The sequence below is a fragment of the Streptomyces sp. NPDC097617 genome (assembly GCF_044761485.1).
Taxonomy (GTDB): Bacteria; Actinomycetota; Actinomycetes; order Streptomycetales; family Streptomycetaceae; genus Streptomyces.
The window spans coordinates 110760-129362 of record NZ_JBIWCL010000001.1 but is presented as its reverse complement, the minus strand read 5'-3'; the positions used below and the strand labels follow the sequence as shown (position 1 = coordinate 129362).

The following is an 18603-nucleotide window of genomic DNA, read 5'->3' as shown; positions in this document are numbered from 1 at the left end:
GAAGCGGAAGCGAGAAGACGATGACCGAGTCGGACCCGGCTGCGCAGCAGCCTCAGCAGGCGGATGGCGCGCCGTCGCGGCGCGCGGTGCTGGGCTGGGGCGGTGCCGGGTTCGCACTCGGCGCCGCCGCGGCCGGCGGTGCGGTGACGGCGTTCGGCGGCGGCTCGGACATGGTCTCCGCGGCGTCCACCGGGGCGGCCGTGCCCTTCCACGGCGAGCACCAGGCCGGTATCACGACCCCGGTCCAGGACCGCCTGCACTTCGCGGCCTTCGACGTGAAGACGAAGGACCGCGCGGAGCTGGTCAAGCTCCTCAAGGAGTGGACGACGGCGGCCCGGCTGATGACGGCCGGTCTGCCGGTCGGTGAGGGCGGCTTCGGCGGCCTGCCGCAGGCCCCGCCGGACGACACGGGTGAGGCCCTGGGCCTGAAGGCCTCCCGGCTCACCCTGACCATCGGCTTCGGGCCGGGCCTGTTCGCCAAGGACCGGTTCGGGCTGGAGGGCAAGCGCCCCGAGGCCCTGGTGGACCTGGAGCTGTTCCCCGGCGACAACCTGGATGCGGCCCGCTCCGGCGGCGACCTCTGCGTCCAGGCCTGCGCCGACGACCCCCAGGTCGCCGTGCACGCCATCCGCCAGCTCGCCCGCATCGGCTTCGGCCGCACCGCGATGCGCTGGTCGCAGCTCGGCTTCGGCAAGACCTCCTCGACCACGCCCGACGAGCAGACCCCGCGCAACATGATGGGCTTCAAGGACGGCACCCGGAACATCGCCGGGACCGACCGGGCCGCCCTGGACAAGCACGTGTGGGTCGCCGCGGACGACGGCAGCGACTGGCTCACCGGCGGCTCGTACCTGGTGGCCCGCCGCATCCGGATGAACATCGAGACCTGGGACCGCACCCCGCTCCAGGAGCAGGAGGACATCTTCGGCCGCGACAAGGGCGAGGGCGCCCCGGTCGGCAAGTCCAAGGAGCGCGACGAGCCCTTCCTGAAGGCGATGAAGCCGGAGGCGCACGTCCGCCTCGCGCACCCGGACACCAACAACGGTGCGACGATCCTGCGCCGCGGCTACTCCTTCACCGACGGCACGGACGGTCTGGGCCGCCTCGACGCGGGCCTGTTCTTCCTGGCCTACCAGCGCGACATACGCAAGGGGTTCGTCCCGATCCAGCGCAATCTGGCCCGGTCCGACGTGCTCAACGAATACATCCAGCACGTGGGTTCGGCCGTCTTCGCCGTCCCGCCGGGCGTCCGCGACAAGGACGACTGGTGGGGCCGGACGCTGTTCGCGTAAGTATCGCCGGAGAGGAACAACCGCCGTGTTCGGCAACTATCTGATCGGCCTGCGCGAGGGGCTGGAGGCCAGCCTGGTCGTCTGCATCCTCGTCGCGTACCTGGTGAAGACCGACCGTCGCGAGGCCCTGCGTCCCGTGTGGCTGGGCATCGCGATCGCCTGCGCGCTGTCCCTCGCCTTCGGCGCGATGCTCGAATTCGGCACCCAGGAGCTGACCTTCGAGGCGCAGGAGCTGCTCGGCGGCACCCTGTCGATCATCTCGGTGGGTCTGGTGACGTGGATGGTCTTCTGGATGAAGCGCACCGCGCGCCATCTGAAGGCCGACCTGCACGGGAAGCTCGACACGGCGCTCGCCATGGGCACGGGCGCGCTGGTCGCCACGGCCTTCCTGGCCGTGGGCCGCGAGGGCCTGGAGACGGCGCTGTTCGTGTGGGCGTCGGTACGGGCCAGCGGCGAGGGTTCCTCTGCGCCGCTGATCGGTGTGCTGCTGGGCATCGGTACGGCGATCGTGCTCGGGTACCTCTTCTACCGGGGCACCCTGAAGATCAATCTGGCGAAGTTCTTCCGGTGGACCGGGGCCATGCTCGTGGTCGTGGCCGCGGGCGTGCTGGCGTACGGGGTGCACGACCTCCAGGAGGCCCGCTTCCTGGGCGGCCTGGGCAACAGGGCCTTCGACATCAGCGAGACGATCCCGCCGGACAGCTGGTACGGGACCCTGCTCAAGGGCGTCTTCAACTTCCAGCCCGACCCCACCGTCCTCCAGCTCACGGTGTGGCTGCTGTACCTGGTCCCCGTGCTGACGCTGTTCCTCGTGGACCGCGGCCGCCCGGCGGCCGCGCCCAAGCTGCGGCCCGCGGACTCGGACTCCACTCCCACCGGCTGACGGCCGGCGAACGGCGCACGGACCCGTACGGGCTGTGGCGGAGGGCTCTCGGGCCCTTCACCACAGCCTGTCGGTGTTCCCGGGGTACAGCGGGACGCGAACGCCGGTGAACGCGGTGCGGTCCGGACCCGGGACGTCCGTGAAGAAGGCCGCCACGACCACCTTGTCGAAGCCCGGGGCGTCGGTGGCCAACGGCTCCTCGGGGGTCCCGCCGACCAGCACCGTGCCCGGCAGCACCGGGAAGCCGGCCGCCTCGTAGAACGGCGCCAGGGGCCGGTCGCAGCTGAACAGCGCCAGGTCCACGGCCGGGTCCGCCGCCAGCTCGGCGCGGGCCGCGGACACCAGCCGGCCGCCGAGCCCCCGGCCCCGCAGCGTGCTCCGGGTCACGACCGCGCTCAGCCCGGCCGCCCCGTACGTCCGCCCCGCGAGCCGGATCTCCTTGAACAGCAGTGCCAGCGAGGCGGCCACGGTGTCGTCCGCGGCCAGCAGGAGCAGGGACCGCGGGGCCAGGGCCGGGTCGTGCCCGGGACCGGCCCCCGGCCAGGCCGCGGCCTCCAGCTCCGCGACCTGCCGCGCCAGCCCTGCGGGCAGGTCCGCCTCGGGGCATCCGATCACCCTCACGAATCCGGCCCCTCCGGCGTGTGAGGAGCGGGGTCCGGGACGGAGCCCCGGGAATCCGGGCCGATGGATTCGCTCACGGGATGCGGACGCCCTCGCCGCCCACCCTGACCCGGGGGTCACCGGCGCGCAGTTCCACGGTGAGCACCCCCGGGCGGCCCATGTCCTCGCCCTGGTGGAGGGTGAGCACGGCGTCCGCGGGGACCAGGCCGCGCTCGCGGGCGTACGCGCCGAAGGCGGCCGCGGCCGCTCCCGTGGCGGGGTCCTCGACCACGCCGCCCACCGGGAAGGGGTCCCGTACGTGGAACTGTGCCGGGCCCGCCCGGTGCACCAGCTGGACCGTGGTGAGGTCCAGACGGCGCATCAGGGCCTCCAGCCGGGCGAAGTCGTAGGAGAGGTCCGCGAGCCGGGCCCGGGTGCGGGCGCCGAGTACGAGGTGCCGGGCTCCGGCGTAGGCGATCGCGGGCCCGATCGCCGGGTCCAGGTCTGCCTCGGGCCAGTCCAGTGCGGCCAGCGCTTCGGCGAGGTCCGCCGCGCCGATCTCCTCGGTGTGGGGCTCGACGCTGGTGAGCGTGGCCCGCAACTGCCCGTCCTCGGAGGTGACGGACACCGGCACGGTGCCGGCCCGGGTGGCGAGGAGCAGGTCCCCCGGCCCTATCCGCTCGGCCAGCGCGACGGCCGTGGCCACGGTCGCGTGCCCGCAGAAGGGGACCTCCGCCTTGGGGCTGAAGTAGCGCACGGAGAAGGCCCGGCCCTCCTCGCCGCCGAAGCCCTCGGGCGGCGCGGTCAGGAAGGCGGTCTCGCTGTAGCCCAGCCCGGCGGCGATCTCCAGCATGGCGCGCTCGTCCAGGCCGGCGGCGTCGAGCACGACCCCGGCGGGGTTGCCGCCGTCCGGGTCGTGGGAGAAGGCGGTGTAGCGCAGCACTTCGGTCGTCATGACGGGCTCAACCCCGGCCGCCCGCACGTCATTCCCGGCCGTCAGCCGCGCCCGATGTACGGCATCGAGCTCGCCATCACCGTCGCGAACTGCACGTTCGCCTCCAGCGGGAGCTCCGCCATGTGCAGGACGGTGCGGGCCACGTCTGCGGCGTCCATGACCGGCTCGACGGCCAGCTGCCCGTTGGCCTGGAGGATGCCGGTCTGCATCCGCTCGGTCATCTCGGTCGCCGCGTTCCCGATGTCGATCTGGCCGCAGGCGATCCGGTACGGCCGCCCGTCCAGCGACAGGGACTTGGTCAGGCCCGTCATGGCGTGCTTGGTCGCGGTGTAGGCGATGGAGTTCGGGCGGGGCACGTGCGCCGAGATGGAGCCGTTGTTGATGATGCGGCCGCCCTGCGGGTCCTGCCCCTTCATCTGCCGGAAGGCGGCCTGCGCGCAGAGGAAGGCGCCGGTCAGGTTGACGTCGACGACCGAGCGCCAGGCCTCGTAGGTGAGGTCCTCCAGCGGAACCCCGCCCGGGCCGAAGGTGCCCGCGTTGTTGAAGAGCAGGTCGAGGCGCCCGTACCGCGCGCGGACCGACTCGAACAGCGCAGTCACCTCGTCCGGGTCGCTGACGTCGGCCCGTACGCACAGCACGTCGGCGCCGTCACCGGCGGCCTTCGCGGTCTCCTCCAACGGCTCGGCCCGGCGGCCGGCGACGGCCACGGCCCAGCCTGCGGCGGCCAGGACCAGCGCCACCGAGCGGCCGATCCCGGAGCCGGCGCCGGTGACCACGGCGATCTTCTTCGTACGTTCGTCCATGGGGCCGCAGGCTACGTCACACGGCGGCCCGCTCCCCGGACGTTCCGATTGCTGAGAACATGGGTCGGTCAGGGGTGCGTAGATCAGATGAGAAGACTGGAGTCCCGTATGTCGGAGAGAGGCCCCGCGACGGCCCCCTCGCACGACTCGTCGCCCGCATCGCCCTCTGCCCCCATCGCCACGGTGCCCCTGACGGCCGCACGCCGCACGGGCCTTCTGGTCACCTTCATACTCGGCGGGCTCACCGCCCTCCCCCCGCTGTCCATGGACATGTACCTGCCGGCCCTGCCGCAGGTCACCGACGCCCTGAACAGCCCTGCCGCGACCGTCCAGCTCACCCTGACCGCCTGCCTCGCCGGTATGGCCCTGGGCCAGCTCGTCATCGGCCCGATGAGCGACAAGTGGGGCCGCCGCCGGCCGCTGCTCATCGGCATGGTCGTCTACGTCCTGGCCACCGCGATCTGCGCGCTCGCCCCGACCACCGAGCTGCTGATCTCCTTCCGACTGCTCCAGGGCCTGGCCGGCTCCGCCGCGATCGTCATCGCGCGGGCCGTCGTGCGCGACCTGTACGACGGCGACGAGATGGCCCGCTTCTTCTCCACCCTGATGCTCATATCCGGGGCCGCCCCGATCATCGCCCCGCTGATCGGCGGGCAGGTGCTCCGCTTCGCCGACTGGCGCGGAGTCTTCCTCGTCCTCACCGTCGTCGGCGCGGTGCTCACCCTGATGGTCTGGCGCGGCCTCGGCGAGACCCTGCCGCCGGAGCTCCGGCACACCGGCGGCGTCGGCTCGGCCCTGCGCACCATGCGCGGGCTGCTCGGCGACCGCGTCTTCACCGGCTACACCCTGACCGGCGGCTTCGCCTTCGCCGCGCTCTTCTCCTACATATCCGCCTCGCCGTTCGTGATCCAGGAGATCTACGGGGCCTCGCCCCAGGCCTTCGCCCTGCTGTTCGGGCTCAACTCCGTCGGCCTGATCCTCGTCGGCCAGATCAACGGCAAGCTGCTGGTGGGCCGGGTCAGCCTGGACAAGGTACTGGCCGTCGGGCTCGCGGTCGTCACGGCCGCCACGGTGGCCCTGCTGCTGATGTCGACCGGGGTGTTCGGGGAGGTCGGGCTGACCCCGATCGCGGCCGCCCTGTTCGTCCTGATGTCGGCGATGGGCGTGGTGCTGCCGAACACCAACGCGCAGGCCCTGATGCGGACCCCGCACGCCGCCGGATCGGCCTCCGCACTGCTGGGCACCACCTCGTTCCTGGTCGGCGCGATCGCCTCGCCGCTGGTGGGAATCGCGGGCGAGGACACGGCGGTCCCGATGGCCGTGGTCCAACTCGTGTGCGCGCTCCTCGCCCTGACCGCCTTCCTCGCCCTGTGCCGCCCCCGGCAGAGCCGCGAACCGCTGGAACCCGCCGGTCGCTGACCGCCCGCCGAAACCCGAATGGGTCAACCCGTCCTGCGGGGACATCAGCGGTTGACACCGTGACGGTTCCCGCTGGTCAGGGACATAGCGAGGGGTGCGGCCGACTGGCGTCGGGGGCATCACTGCGGGCGTTGCCCTTGGGCCGAACAGGTGGTCTTCGCAGCCCGGGTGCACGCCTCGTCGGTTCAGTTATGCAAAATGCTTTTGGCGATAGTTGTCTTGGGTTGTGCATTTCTGCATGAGGCCCTGTAGTTGGAGGTAGACCGCCCATGGCGGCGAACGGAAGCCCCACCGTCAGGAGGCGCCGCCTGGGGGCGGAACTTCGCCAACTACGCCGTGCCGCGGGCATGACGTCCCAGCAGGTGGCGGGTCGGCTCCTGGTGTCCCAGTCCAAGATCAGCTTGCTGGAGACGGGGCGTCGCGCCATCAACCCCCGCGACGTGCGTGATCTGTGCGAGCTCTACGAGGTCACCGACCAGTCGCTCGTCGCCTCGATGATGCGGATGGCGAAGCAGTCCCGCCAGCAGGGCTGGTGGGTCGCGTACGGCGACGTCCCGTACAGCGTGTTCGTCGGGATGGAGACGGAGGCTGTCGCCATCCACTCGTACGAGCCCTTGCTGATCCCCGGCCTGCTGCAGACCCCCGCCTACGCCGCCGCGGTCATCGCGCAAACGAACCCTCACATCACGGCCGAGCAGGCCGCCACCCGGCTCGAGGTGCGGCTACGGCGCCAGCATCGCGCCCACCACCCCGCCCGCCTCCTCCGCTTATGGGTCGTTCTGGACGAATCGGCATTACACCGCGCCGTCGGCACCGCCGACATCATGCGCGAACAGCTTGAGCACCTGAACCGGCTCGGCTCCCAACCGCACATCACCGTGCAGGTCCTCTCGCACACAGCAGGAGCCCACCCCGGCGTCTCGGGGCAGTTCTCCATCCTCTCGTTCCCCGGCAGCGACTCGGGAGTCGTGTACCTGGAGCGCTTCACCAGCGACCTCTACCTGGAGAAGCCCGCGGACCGCCGGCCCTACCACCTCATGCACGACCACCTCCAGGCACAAGCGCTCGGCCCCGAGCAGAGTCGCGGGTTCATCCGTGACACCAACCGGATCCACACCCGGCCCTCGTAGGCGGTGGGCAGCGCCGGAGCTCAGCCGGGAACACCGCCTTCCCAACCGGACAGGGCTCCGCAGGCAGCACACGTCGCACCGCCGCCGGGTTCTCGCGCCGGTTCGGCAGCCGCCGGCGCTTCCGGCCGGGAGAGCCGGCCGACCTGCACATTCCGGGTCAGGACATACCTGAAGCGCTGCTGACGCCTCAGTTCGAGGACGTCCCTGTGCCGCATTCGGCCCACCCCGGACGATGCCAGTGCGCTCCAGAACGCACCCAGTACTGCACAGATCAACACAAGCCTCATCAACACGTCTGCCACAGCGGTCCCTTTCCGGTGACGGATTCAAGCAACGGGGCCCGCAGTCGAACCCTCGGCAACACAACGACACAACGCATCGGCATATGCAGGGTTATGGCCCCGCCCTCTCATTGCAGCCATGTGCAGCACGCAGCCGGATTGCAGTCTTTTCCGATTTACCTGATGGGCCCGGAGCCCCGGCGGGCCGGACGCAAGCGTGACGCCGCGGTGGACCACCGAGCCGCGACACCCGGCCCACTGCCGCACCATCACCGATCCGAGCTGCACCCATGCACCGAGGGTGCGACGCACGAAGCGCGTTCCGGGGGGGGGTGGGCGGGGTGTAGAAACGATGAACGGAGGCAGTCAACGCTCACGCGCCACGCCATCATCACCCGCATGGCGCACACCCTGCCCGACGCCGGGAGCGTTGGGTGGACTATGACAAGAGCAAGCCTCGGCGCAATGTTTCATCGTCATGCAACGGACAAGGATCTCGCCATTCCCCCCGGGGGTGCCCGAATGGGCAAATGGACATTCATGCCGGCTTCATCGGACCGCACTCAGGGCGAGAACGCGACTCTGCATCATGAAGGTCGGGAAATCGAACTGAATTACTCGGCCTCGGTCGTCGAGGACTTCCTGGAAGAGATCGGCGCGATCCATCGCGAGTTCGACCTGCGGTCGCGCGACGCGGCCGCGTCCGGGATCTGCACCGACGACCAGGTGAGGCACGACTCCCGTGTATGAACCGTACGGACCGCTCGGCCATCCCGACTGGAACGGCTTCCACACACCACCGGAGGCCCGCACGTTTCGGCCGGGGCCGGATCCTGAACAGCGTACGGCCACGAGCAGCGAATGGGATCCGGCGGAGGAGCTCGCCTGTCTCCTTCAGGAGAGCATGGCCGCCGGCCGGGCGGAGACCTTCGGCAAGGCCGTCTTCGACGATGCGAACGACACGATGAGCATCGACGGGCTGGTAGCCGGACCGCCGGACATCATCGGGCTGCCGGAGGCGCATGCACCCCGCGGACACCGCCGGACCGTCACGGCAAGGGCGCCGGCCGTGGCCCTGATCCGGACGGGCAGCATGTGCACGGCCGTGCTGGTCGCGCTCATCGCCGCCGTCGTGAGTACCCTCAGCGGCCTTGCGATCTGTGACGCCCTTCGGCACAGCGCCATGCCCCGCACCGCCCAGGACGTGGTCGGCTGGTGGCCGCTGCTGATCTACGGACCCTGGACGGTCGCCTCCCTGTCCATCCTGAGGGCGGCGCTGCACCAGCGCCGCGCCGCCCACTCGTGGTCCGTCGTCCTGTTGTTCTCCACTTTGGCCACGCTGCTGTGCGTGTCACAAGCGCCGAGAACGATTGCCGCCCAGGCCGCGGCGACCCTTCCCGCCATCGCCGCGCTCGCCTGCTTCCAACAGCTCGTCCGCCAGATCACGCTCACCCGACCGCCCCGCCAACCAACACCACGACACCGCAACTCCAGGCCCTCCGCGGCCCCCAAACTCCCTTGCGGGGCATGACGATCACGTCCGGGCGGTCCTCGGCCGGGTTCGGCCCGCCGGGCAGCGCCGGAGCCTGCCGCGTCAGCCCCGGCACGTGCAGAGCCGGGGGTGCGTACGACGCCGGGGGCGAAGGCGCAACAGCCGCTAACCGCATGGGGAACGTGGTCCTTCCCAGAGCCGCAGTGATCGTTTTCACCTGAGGAACGACAACCGAATCCGATAAGTCACGGGCGGTCCGCCATCTTGAGCCGACGGCTGCCCGGACTCCGTTGCCACCTGCGCGACTGCACGGTTCACCGACCCGGACCGACCCGGATCGCGCAGCGCTGAAGCACCACGCACCACACACCACGCACCACACCCACGACCGACCGACCGACCGAGAGGACAGCAACGATGGTGTACGAGCCCTCCCATAGCGAGCGAATCCGTTACAAACGACTTCAGGACGCCGCCTACCAGGCGGGTCTGGACGCCGTCACCAGTCTTGAGGCGGCCCTCGCACTCGCAGGGCTGGTCCTGCCCTCCCTGACCAACGACGGGCCCGTGGGCTCCCGCGGGTTCGTCCGGCTCGGCGGATGCAGCGTCTCCGTCGCCAACCAGCTCGCCGAGGTGATCGCCGCGGGTGCCCACGTCCTGCACGAGCAGCGGACGTGAGTGCTCGCCCCCGCCTCCACCACACCCGAAGACCTTCCGGTTCACCACCCACCCGCGCCGCCCCCGCACGGCCCCACCGCAACATCCCCACCCGCAGGCAGAATCCAGGAGGTCCCTGCATGAAACCGTGGCGAGCTTCCTCGCCCGCACTGAAATCACCGGAGGAGCTCGACCCCTACCGCTTCCCCGGTGTGCGGGGACTCGCGGACGAGGAGGAGGCCCGCCTCGCAAGCACCGCGGCGACCCCGGACCCACAGAAGGGGCCCGCCGGCCGGACCGGCGCGGCACACCGCAGGCGCCTCGACCTGCTTGCCGCGCTGACCACCGCCGGCATCCCACCGCTCGCCGCAGACCGGCACGCCATCGAAGCCGTCTCCGCACTCGACGACACCACCAACGCGGCCGTCCGACGATGGATCGCGGGCACCCGATGACCCACCGCACCTCGCGGCGCTGCGGTCCGCTCACGCCGTCGCCGTCCCGGGCGGGGCCGCGCGGCCCGGCAGCTTAAACTTCGCAGGTGAACGCCTCCGCCCCCACCACCGCCGAAACCCTCCGCAGCACGCTCGGCGGAATCCTCGACGGGCTCCCCCCGAAGCAGGCCACGGCCGCCGTCGAGCGGCTCATCGCCAGCTACCGGGGGCAGACCCCCACCGACGCACCCGTACTGCGCGACCGCTCCGACGTGGCGGCGTACGCGGCGTACCGGATGCCCGCCACCTTCGAGGCCGTCCGCAGCGCCCTCGACGGACTGGCCGAGGCGGCCCCCGACTGGGCGCCGGCCTCGCACGTGGACGTGGGCGGCGGTACGGGATCGGCGACCTGGGCGGTGGACGCCACCTGGGACGGCCCCCGCGCGACCACGGTGCTGGACTGGGCGGAGCCGGCGCTGGCCCTCGGCCGTGAGCTCGCGGCCGCCTCGCCCTCCGAGGCGCTGCGCGGCGCCGCGTGGCGGCGGGCCGTCATCGGCTCGGGGCTGAGCCTGCCCGAGGCCGACCTGGTGACGGTGTCGTACGTGCTCGGCGAGCTGACCCCGCAGGCGCGCACGGCCGTCGTCGCCGAGGCGGCGCGGGCCGGGCAGGCCGTGGTGCTGGTCGAGCCGGGCACGCCGGAGGGCTACCTGCGCATCCGGGAGGCCCGCGACCAGCTGATCGCCGCCGGGCTGCGGATCGCCGCGCCCTGCCCGCACGACGGGACCTGTCCGATCGAGGTCGGCCAGGACTGGTGCCACTTCTCGGCGCGGGTCAGCCGCTCCTCCCTGCACCGGCAGGTCAAGGGCGGTTCGCTGCCCTACGAGGACGAGAAGTTCAGCTACGTCGCCGCGACCCGCTTCCCGACGGAGCCGGCCGCCTCCCGGATCACGCGGAAGCCGCAGATCCGCAAGGGGCTCGTCCTGCTGGAGCTGTGCGGCCCCGCGGAGGAGGGCCTGACGCGGGTCAATGTGACCAAGCGCCAGGGCGATCTCTACAAGGCCGCACGGGACGTCGACTGGGGCCGGTCCTGGCCCCCGGCGCCGTAGCGGCTCCTACGGCCGCAGCTCCTGGGTGCAGCACTTCACGCTGCCGCCGCCCTTGAGCAGCTCGCCCAGATCCATCGGCACCGGCTCGAACCCCCGGTCCCGCAGCGGGGCCAGCAGTCCGGTCGCCGCCTGCGGGAGCAGGACGTGCAGACCGTCGGAGACGGCGTTCAGGCCGAGGGCGGCCGCGTCCCGGCCGTCGGCGATCAGGGCGTCCGGGAAGAGCCGCCTGAGCACCGCCCGGCTGCCGGGCGAGAAGGCGTCCGGGTAGTACATGATCTCGTCGCCGTCGAGGACGCTGAGCGCCGTGTCCAGGTGGTAGTACCGCGGATCCACCAGGTCGAGGCCGATGACCGGGCGGCCGAAGAACTCCTGGGCCTCGTCGTGCGAGAGCGGGCTGGAACGGAAGCCCTGGCCGGCCAGGATGTAGCCGTCGGTGACGGCGAAGTCCCCCTCGCCCTCGTTGACGTGGGACGGCTCGTGGATCTCCGTGTAGCCGTCGGCGCGGAACCAGTCGAGGTGCCTCTCGGCCTCGGCGGCCCGTTCCGGGTAGGCGAACCGGGCCCCGAGGACCCGGCCGTCGACGACGAGCGCGCCGTTCGCCGCGAAGACCATGTCGGGCAGCGCGGGGTCCGGTTCGAGGGTCTCGACGATGTGCCCGAGGGCGCGGTAGCGGTCCCTCAGGTCCTCCCACTGGGCCAGTGCGAGGGGCAGGTCCACCGGTTTCGTGGGATCCATCCACGGATTGATGGAGTACGTGACCTTGAAGTGTGCGGGTGGGCACATCAGGTAGCGCCGGGGTGTGGCGTCTCTGCGCAAAGAAGGCTCCTCACGACTTTCACGACTCGGGACGAGTGCTGGAGAGAATCGTCTCTCCTCCACCAGGACAGCACAGTGAACTGATTGGGTGGTTTAAGCAAACCTCTGGAAAGACGAGACGTCTCGCTTTGATAGTTTCGGGCCATGTCCAAGACCCCTGACGCCACCCGCCGCAGCGACCGCTCCCGGCGCGCCATCCTCGACGCCGCGCTCGCCCTCGTCGGGGAGGTCGGCTACAACAGGCTGACCATCGAGGCCATCGCCGCCCGGGCCGGCGTCGGCAAGCAGACCATCTACCGCTGGTGGCCGTCGAAGGCCGCCGTCCTGCTCGACGCCTCGCTGGCCCTCGCCGGGGACGCGGAGACGGAGGCCGAGTGGACCGGCTTCCCCGACACCGGGGACCTCGCGGCGGACCTGAAGCACGTGCTGCGGGCGACGGTCGACGAGTTCAACGACGAGAAGTACGACGCCCCCGCGCGCGCCCTGACCGCGGCCGGCGCCACCGACCCCGAGCTCGGCGCCCGCTTCACCGAGCAGCTGTTGGAGCCCCAGCTCGCCCTGTACGAGGCGCGATTGCACACCGCCCGGGCAGTCGGCCAGCTCGCGCCGGACACCGACCTGCGGCTGACGGTGGAGATGCTGCTGGGGCCGCTCACCTACCGCTGGCTGCTGCGCACGGCGCCCCTGACGCACGCCTACACCGACGCGCTCGTGGACCGGGTTCTTGGCGGGGTGGCCAACGTCACCGCCCGCTGACGGGCGGGCGACCGGGAAGCGGTCGAGAGTATTTGGCCTGATTCTGCTGTTTTGTACGAGTTTCCGGCCACCCCTCTGCCGCCCCCCGGTCATCGAGAGCGGTCACCCGGGGCTCAGGATGGTGGGACCATGGGTTGGTCCGCCGGGGATACGGTGAGGTGAGGGGTAGATGGGGTCTGAGTCCGGCCGCGTCAAACGCGGCGAGCAGAGCAGGATTTCCCAGTGGCTGCGCCGGCGGCAGAAACCCACCGCCGAGGACCCGGTGGCCGAGCGCGAAGCGCTCCTCCTGGGCGTCGCCGCCGCGGGCCTGCCGCTCGCCCCCGCCGCCCATCCCGCCGGTTACCGATGTTCGTGCGACCGGATCGGCTGTCCGACGCCCGCACGGCACCCCGTCTCCTTCGCCTGGCAGACCCAGTCGACCACCGACCGCGCACAGGTCGAACGCTGGGCGCGCAATGAGCCCCAGGCCAACTTCATCACCGCGACCGGCATGGTCCACGACGTGCTCGACGTCCCGCTGGAAGCCGGCACGGACGCCCTGGCCCGCCTGCTGGAGGCCGGGATCGAGGTCGGCCCCGTCGCCGAATCGGGCGGCACCGGCGACCAGGCCCGGATGCTCTTCTTCACCGCCACCCGCGGCACCCCCGAGGACGAGGACGAGTGGTGGCCGTGCGCGCTGGACTGCCACCCCGAGACGATGGACGAACACCCGGGCCTGCGCTGGCACTGCCGCGGCAGCTACGTCCTGGTCCCGCCGGCGGCCCTGCCCGGTGACCAGGCGGTGAGCTGGATCCGCGGCATCGAACACACCCTCCCGGACCCGCTCACCCTGCTGGAAACCCTGACGGACGCCTGCGCCGCCTACGCGGACACCACGGACCGCGCCCCGGCCACCGTCGCCTGGCCCCTGGGCCGCGGCTGACGCCCTCCGGCCCCGCAGGCGTTCCAGGCGCGGGGGTCCGGAGGCGGCGCCCCCGGCCACGGCGCCGCGCCCGCGCCGGCGTCAGTGGTGGATCTGCGTCACGACCACGTCGAGGGACCAGGCCTTCGCCGCCTTCGCGGGGGCCTCGGCCTCGACCATGTACCCCAGGTCCCGCAGGGCCGTGACCAGCTCCGCGGGCCCGGTCGGCACGGCCCCCGCCGTCAGCAGGTCCCGTACCAGCCGCCCCTTCGTCGCCTTGTTGAAGTGGCTCACCACCGACCGCTTCTCCACCCCGTCCACCAGCTGCGAGTGCAGCACGCGGACGGTCGCGGTCCGCCCCGCCACCTCGCCCTTCGGCTTCCACGCGGTCCCGTACGCCGCCGACCGCAGGTCCAGCACCAGCCCGTCACCGGCCGCCTCCGGCAGGACCTCCGCCATCGGCCCCCGCCAGTACGCGCCGAGCGCGCCCAGCCCGGGCAGCTTCACGCCCATCGAGCAGCGGTACGAGGGGATCGCGTCGGTGATCCGGACCGCGCCCCACAGCCCCGAGAAGACGAGCAGCGAGTCCTGCGCCAGGGCCCGCGCCGCCACGGGCAGATCGGCCAGGCCGAGCGCGTCGTAGAGCACGCCCGTGTAGATCTCGCCCGCCGGCCGGGCACCGGCCGTGTACAGCTCCACGTTCTTGGCGACCTCGCCGCGCAGGCCCTCGCTCAGGCCCAGTACTTCGCGCGCCTTCGGCTCGTCCGCCGCGCACAGCTCGACCAGCTCCTCCAGCACCGCCGCACGGGCCGGGGCCAGACCGGGCAGCGACAGCGTCTCCGGCTTCAGGGGTGCGCCGGAGCCGCCGGCGGCCTTTCCCTCGGACGGCGGCAGCAGCACGAGCACGGTGGTTCTCCTTCAGTACGGCGTCGCGGGGGGGGGCGGCCCCCGAGCCAGGGTAGACGTCCGCGGCACCCGCTCGCCGTGCCGTCCGGGCCCACCACCCCTAGGCTCGACGCATGCCACGCCGTCAGATGCACATGACCGGCGCAGACGGGGCTGCTCTGCGGGCCGCGCTGCGTGAACTGCGGACGAAGCTGGAGGTGCCGCAGGCGTTCCCGGCGGCGGTCCTCACGGAGGCCGAGCACGCGGCGGAGCACCCCCGGCTCCCCGACCTGGACAGCACGGACGTCCCCTTCTTCACGATCGACCCGCCGACCTCCGTCGACCTCGACCAGGCCATGCACCTGGCGAAGCGCCCCGGCGGCGGCTACACGGTCCGCTATGCCATCGCCGACGTCGCCGCCTTCGTGACCCCCGGCGGCGCGCTCGACGCCGAGGCCCACCGCCGCGTGACCACCCTCTACTTCCCCGACGGGAGGGTCCCGCTGCACCCGGCCGTAATCTCCGAGGGCGCGGCCAGCCTGCTGCCCGACCAGGTCCGCCCGGCGCTGGTGTGGCGGTTCGACCTGGACCCCGACGGCCGGGTCGAGACCGTGGACGTGGGCCGCGCTCTGATCCGCAGCCGGGCCAAACTCGACTACGACGGCGTCCAGAAGGCCATCGACACCGGTACGGCGGAGGAGCCGCTCGCCCTCCTGAAGGACATCGGCCGGCTCCGCGAGGCCCTGGAACAGGCCCGCGGCGGCATCTCCCTCAACGTGCCCGAGCAGGAGGTCGTCGAGCACGACGGCACGTACTCCCTGGCCTACCGCGCCCCGCTGCCCGCCGACGGCTGGAACGCGCAGATCTCCCTGATGACCGGCATGGCCGCGGCGGATCTGATGCTGGCCACCGGTACGGGCGTCCTGCGCACCCTGCCCAGCGCCCCCGACGGCGCGGTCGGCAGGCTCCGGCGAACGGCGAAGGCCCTGCGGATCGACTGGCCGCACCACGTCCCGTACGCCGAACTCGTGCGCTCCCTCGACCCGCACCGCCCCGCCCACGCCGCCTTCCTCCAGGAGTGCACGGCCCTGCTGCGCGGCGCCGGCTACACCGCCTTCACCGGCGGTGACAGCCCAGACCCGGCGATCCATTCCGCGGTGGCGGCCCCGTACACGCACTGCACGGCGCCGCTGCGCCGGCTCGTCGACCGGTACGCCGGCGAGCTGTGCGTGGCGGCGGCCGCCGGGACCGAACCGCCGGACTGGGTGCTCGCGGCGCTCCCCGCGCTCCCGGAGGAGATGGCGGCGGGCACGCGGCTGGCGAACGCCGTGGAGCGGGAGTCCGTGGACCTCGTCGAGGCAGCCGTGCTGAAGGACCGGGTCGGGGAGACCTTCGAGGCCACGGTCATCGAGGTCAGGGACCGGGAGCCGCTGTTGGGCACGGTCCACCTGGAGGACCCGGCGGTGGTCGGCCGCGTCGAGTCCACTTCCCTGGCCCTGCCGCTGGGCGACCGGATCCGGGTCCGCCTGACGGAGGCCGACCCGGGCACATCGAAGATCCTCTTCGCGCTGGCCTAGGCTCCGGCGGGCTGCCGGCGCAGGGCGGTGACCAGCGCGCGCGGGTCGTCGGCGTGGAAGCGGACGGTCCGCGCCTCGCCCGTGGCGCCGAGCGGCCGGGTGAAGCGCAGCGGCCGGTTCAGCTCGAGGGTGACGGAGGTCTGGCTGCCGACGATGAGGTCGAGCACCCCGTCCTCGGACAGCGTAACGAGCCGGCCCTCGGGATAGCGGCGGTCCACCCGGACCGCGGCCACCGCGTCCGGCGGCACGACGAGGTCGAACAGGGCCCCGTAACGGATCCGCAGGGAGCCGTCCGGACGGACCACGTGCGGCCGGGTCACGCACGCGGCGTGCAGGGCGAGGACGAACAGGATTCCGTACACGTCCAGCACGAGCACCACCCGGTGCACCGCGGGCCAGGGGATGAGCACGGCCAGACCGACCGTCTCGATCACCGACACGAAGAGCATCCCGTACATCAGGGCCGTCTGCGGGCCGGTGTACGCGGCGGCGAGGTCCCCGGGGCGCACCCCGTGCCTCCCGCGTACGGCCCACCGGCCGAGGGAGGCGGTGGAGCGCAGCTCGTGCAGCACCAGCCGCCGCACCTGCACCGGGACCACGGCCCGCACCGCCGCACGCCGGGCCGCCCGGGGGTCGGCGCCGCGGGCCCGCTCGGCGGCGTAGAGGCCGTGCAGGACCCAGGCCTCCAGCAGCAGCACGGCGACGAGGAGCGCCTCGGTGGCGGCGAGTGCCCACCCGGGCAGGCGCACCCCGGCGGCCAGGCACACCACGAGCGCCAGCTCCGCCGGTACGACAGCGGTGACGGCGATCCGCGCCGCCCGTATGCGGGTCATCCCCGCCCCCTCTCGATGAACGCCTCCATGACGCGGCGGACGACTTCCGCCTGCGCGGGCGCGTACTCGGCGAGCAGCGCCTCCTTGAACCCGGCCACGACCGCCCCGTCGGCGGGGATCGCGGCGAACACCTCGTCGGGGACGGCCGCCACCAGCTCTGCCACGAGGGGCGGGATCCGCGGGTCGTCCACGGCCGCGTCGGCGAGGTCGTCGAGCCGCTCGTACAGCGCGAGCACGGCGGGATCCGCGGCGAGCGGGCCGAGCGCGGCGTAGACCTCCTGGCCTCCGGCGCCCGCGGCGTCGAGGAGGATCAGGTGTTCGCGGTCCTTGGCGGCGGTCGGGGAGTCGGTCCGGGGTGCCTTCGCCAACAGCTCGGCGAGCGCGGGCGAGAGGGGCTCGGCCTCCCCCGGCCCGGCGGCGAGCAGCACCGCGAGCCGGCGCCTGCGCTCATGGATCTCGGCCTCCTGCCGGGCCAGGTCGGCGTCGAGTTCCTTGAGGACGTCGGCCAGTTCGCGCCCGGCGTCGTCCGCGAGGACGTCCCGTACCTCGTCGAGGCTGAGCCCGAGCTCGGTGAGCCGGCGTACGCGGGCCAGCAGGACGGCGTCACGGAGGCTGTAGGCCCGGTAGCCTCCCCCAGCTACCGCTGGGAGGTGCCCCCAGGCGCCGCTCCGGTTCCGGGAGCAGCCCGACATGGTGGTAGTGCCGGATCGCCCGGTGGTGAGCCCGACGACCGCTGCGATCTCTCCGATCCGCATGCCCCCAGTAGAAACCTTGCCGCTACGTCAAGGTCAAGTGAGGTCGTCGCCACGGGTAACATGGTCGCCACGGCAGACGAGTCGGCCGGGCGGCCGCGTCGGGATCCTCGGATCCCGCCGAGGAACGTCCGGGCTCCACAGGGCAGGGTGGTGGGTAACGCCCACCCGGGGTAACCCGCGGGACAGTGCCACAGAAAACAGACCGCCAGGGGCTTCGGCCCTCGGTAAGGGTGAAACGGTGGTGTAAGAGACCACCAGCGCCTGAGGTGACTCAGGCGGCTAGGTAAACCCCACCCGGAGCAAGGTCAAGAGGATCCGTCCCCGGACGGGTCTGCGCGAACGCTCGAGGGCTGCCCGCCCGAGTTCGCGGGTAGACCGCACGAGGCCGGTGGCAACACCGGTCCTAGATGGATGGCCGTCTCCCCGGCGACCGCGAGGTCTCCGGGCGACAGAACCCGGCGTACAGGCCGACTCGTCTGCCCTCTCCACTCCCCCTCGGGGCAGTGGGGCCCCCGCCCCGCTCACCAGCGGCCCGGCCCGGCCTTCGCCGGCGGGCGACAGCGGGCTCGAACGGCGGCCCCCGCCGCCGGATCCCGGCAGTCGGTGCACACGCCTTCCCGCAGTCCGGCCGATGCGGCACTCTCAGCCACATGACCGATCACGCTGCCCGAGCGGCCGCGGCCGCCGCGCACATGCGCGACCTCGCCGAAGCGACCACCGACCTCCACAAGGCCTATGCGACCCCCGCCGAGATCGCTGTCGTGACCGGGAACCTGCGCGAACTCGCCCGCCATCTCGAGGACGCGTTGCAGCATCTGGAGGCCCACATCGGCCGGCGGGACAAGGGCGACTGGACCCCACCGGACGGGCATCCGCCCCGCCCGTACGCACGGCGGGCGGGCGGCGCGGTCCAGTCCGCCCGGGCCCAGGCCCATAACATGCGCCGCGAGCTCGACCGGGCCATGGAGGCCCTCGGCCCCTTCAAGCCCGCGCCCTGACCGGGACACGGATGCGGGCGCGGGGGCGCA

General features: G+C 72.3%; 19 protein-coding genes, 1 other RNA gene and 1 pseudogene. 14 read left to right on the top strand and 7 right to left on the bottom strand.

What is annotated here, in order from left to right:
- The first annotated feature begins 20 nt into the window (after nt 1-20).
- Nucleotides 21-1292 carry an iron uptake transporter deferrochelatase/peroxidase subunit gene (efeB, locus tag ACIQZO_RS00700; RefSeq protein ID WP_403619156.1) on the top strand — a complete coding sequence of 424 codons (1272 nt, stop codon included), beginning with the start codon at nt 21-23 and terminating at the stop codon, nt 1290-1292.
- Between the two features lie 25 nt (nt 1293-1317).
- Nucleotides 1318-2175, top strand: coding sequence for an iron uptake transporter permease EfeU (gene efeU, locus ACIQZO_RS00695; RefSeq protein ID WP_403617944.1), 858 nt, complete (start codon nt 1318-1320; stop codon nt 2173-2175).
- A gap of 57 nt (nt 2176-2232) precedes the next feature.
- On the opposite strand, the gene ACIQZO_RS00690 is transcribed toward efeU, so the two are convergent.
- From ACIQZO_RS00690 to ACIQZO_RS00680, 3 genes are all read right to left on the bottom strand, one after another.
- Nucleotides 2233-2796, bottom strand: a complete 564-nt coding sequence (locus ACIQZO_RS00690; protein WP_403617942.1) for a GNAT family N-acetyltransferase — start codon at nt 2794-2796, stop codon at nt 2233-2235.
- 73 nt (nt 2797-2869) lie between these two features.
- Entirely contained in the window at nt 2870-3730 is an 861-nt protein-coding gene (locus ACIQZO_RS00685; RefSeq protein ID WP_403617940.1) for a PhzF family phenazine biosynthesis protein, read from the bottom strand.
- A gap of 41 nt (nt 3731-3771) precedes the next feature.
- Complete coding sequence (locus tag ACIQZO_RS00680; RefSeq protein WP_403617938.1) at nt 3772-4533, bottom strand: SDR family oxidoreductase; 762 nt, start codon at nt 4531-4533, stop codon at nt 3772-3774.
- A gap of 108 nt (nt 4534-4641) precedes the next feature.
- On the opposite strand from ACIQZO_RS00680, the gene ACIQZO_RS00675 reads away from it, so the two are divergent.
- The 7 genes from ACIQZO_RS00675 (at nt 4642) to ACIQZO_RS00645 (ending at nt 11052) form a co-directional block, all read left to right on the top strand.
- Nucleotides 4642-5952 carry a Bcr/CflA family multidrug efflux MFS transporter gene (locus ACIQZO_RS00675; protein WP_403617936.1) on the top strand — a complete coding sequence of 437 codons (1311 nt, stop codon included), beginning with the start codon at nt 4642-4644 and terminating at the stop codon, nt 5950-5952.
- A 269-nt stretch (nt 5953-6221) separates the two neighbouring features.
- Nucleotides 6222-7082 carry a helix-turn-helix domain-containing protein gene (locus ACIQZO_RS00670; protein ID WP_403617934.1) on the top strand — a complete coding sequence of 287 codons (861 nt, stop codon included), beginning with the start codon at nt 6222-6224 and terminating at the stop codon, nt 7080-7082.
- A 680-nt stretch (nt 7083-7762) separates the two neighbouring features.
- Complete coding sequence (locus ACIQZO_RS00665) at nt 7763-8113, top strand: hypothetical protein (RefSeq protein WP_403617932.1); 351 nt, start codon at nt 7763-7765, stop codon at nt 8111-8113.
- Between the two features lie 154 nt (nt 8114-8267).
- On the top strand, nt 8268-8894 hold the full coding sequence (locus ACIQZO_RS00660) for a hypothetical protein (RefSeq protein WP_403617930.1): 627 nt from the start codon (nt 8268-8270) through the stop codon (nt 8892-8894).
- A 378-nt stretch (nt 8895-9272) separates the two neighbouring features.
- Nucleotides 9273-9533: a hypothetical protein gene (locus tag ACIQZO_RS00655; RefSeq protein WP_403617928.1), complete on the top strand. Its 261-nt coding sequence runs from the start codon at nt 9273-9275 to the stop codon at nt 9531-9533.
- A gap of 119 nt (nt 9534-9652) precedes the next feature.
- Nucleotides 9653-9967: a hypothetical protein gene (locus ACIQZO_RS00650; RefSeq protein ID WP_403617926.1), complete on the top strand. Its 315-nt coding sequence runs from the start codon at nt 9653-9655 to the stop codon at nt 9965-9967.
- Nucleotides 9968-10053: 86 nt separating this feature from the next.
- Nucleotides 10054-11052, top strand: coding sequence for a small ribosomal subunit Rsm22 family protein (locus ACIQZO_RS00645; RefSeq protein ID WP_403617925.1), 999 nt, complete (start codon nt 10054-10056; stop codon nt 11050-11052).
- Nucleotides 11053-11058: 6 nt separating this feature from the next.
- Here ACIQZO_RS00645 and ddaH read toward each other — a convergent pair whose 3' ends face one another.
- Nucleotides 11059-11931, bottom strand: a complete 873-nt coding sequence (ddaH, locus tag ACIQZO_RS00640) for a dimethylargininase (RefSeq protein ID WP_403617923.1) — start codon at nt 11929-11931, stop codon at nt 11059-11061.
- A gap of 81 nt (nt 11932-12012) precedes the next feature.
- Between ddaH and ACIQZO_RS00635 the strand changes: the two genes are divergently transcribed.
- Together ACIQZO_RS00635 and ACIQZO_RS00630 are read left to right on the top strand one after the other, a co-directional pair.
- Complete coding sequence (locus tag ACIQZO_RS00635; protein WP_403617921.1) at nt 12013-12624, top strand: TetR/AcrR family transcriptional regulator; 612 nt, start codon at nt 12013-12015, stop codon at nt 12622-12624.
- 169 nt (nt 12625-12793) lie between these two features.
- Nucleotides 12794-13546, top strand: a complete 753-nt coding sequence (locus tag ACIQZO_RS00630) for a bifunctional DNA primase/polymerase (RefSeq protein ID WP_403617919.1) — start codon at nt 12794-12796, stop codon at nt 13544-13546.
- Nucleotides 13547-13627: 81 nt separating this feature from the next.
- Here the strand turns inward: ACIQZO_RS00630 and yaaA are convergent, their stop codons facing one another.
- Complete coding sequence (gene yaaA / locus ACIQZO_RS00625; RefSeq protein WP_403617917.1) at nt 13628-14431, bottom strand: peroxide stress protein YaaA; 804 nt, start codon at nt 14429-14431, stop codon at nt 13628-13630.
- Nucleotides 14432-14544: 113 nt separating this feature from the next.
- On the opposite strand from yaaA, the gene ACIQZO_RS00620 reads away from it, so the two are divergent.
- A complete protein-coding gene (locus ACIQZO_RS00620) occupies nt 14545-15987 on the top strand; it encodes an RNB domain-containing ribonuclease (protein WP_403617915.1) in 1443 nt (480 codons plus the stop codon).
- On the opposite strand, the gene ACIQZO_RS00615 is transcribed toward ACIQZO_RS00620, so the two are convergent.
- Nucleotides 15984-16820, bottom strand: coding sequence for a hypothetical protein (locus ACIQZO_RS00615; protein ID WP_403617913.1), 837 nt, complete (start codon nt 16818-16820; stop codon nt 15984-15986). The two genes, ACIQZO_RS00620 and ACIQZO_RS00615, sit on opposite strands and share 4 nt — an antisense overlap.
- Nucleotides 16817-17575 (bottom strand): annotated as a pseudogene (locus ACIQZO_RS00610) (MerR family transcriptional regulator). Before ACIQZO_RS00610 ends, ACIQZO_RS00615 begins: the two are co-directional and overlap by 4 nt.
- A gap of 77 nt (nt 17576-17652) precedes the next feature.
- Here ACIQZO_RS00610 and rnpB point away from each other — a divergent pair.
- Together rnpB and ACIQZO_RS00600 are read left to right on the top strand one after the other, a co-directional pair.
- An RNA gene (gene rnpB, locus ACIQZO_RS00605) (RNase P RNA component class A) lies at nt 17653-18054 on the top strand.
- Between the two features lie 171 nt (nt 18055-18225).
- On the top strand, nt 18226-18573 hold the full coding sequence (locus ACIQZO_RS00600) for a hypothetical protein (protein WP_403617911.1): 348 nt from the start codon (nt 18226-18228) through the stop codon (nt 18571-18573).
- Nucleotides 18574-18603: the final 30 nt, after the last annotated feature.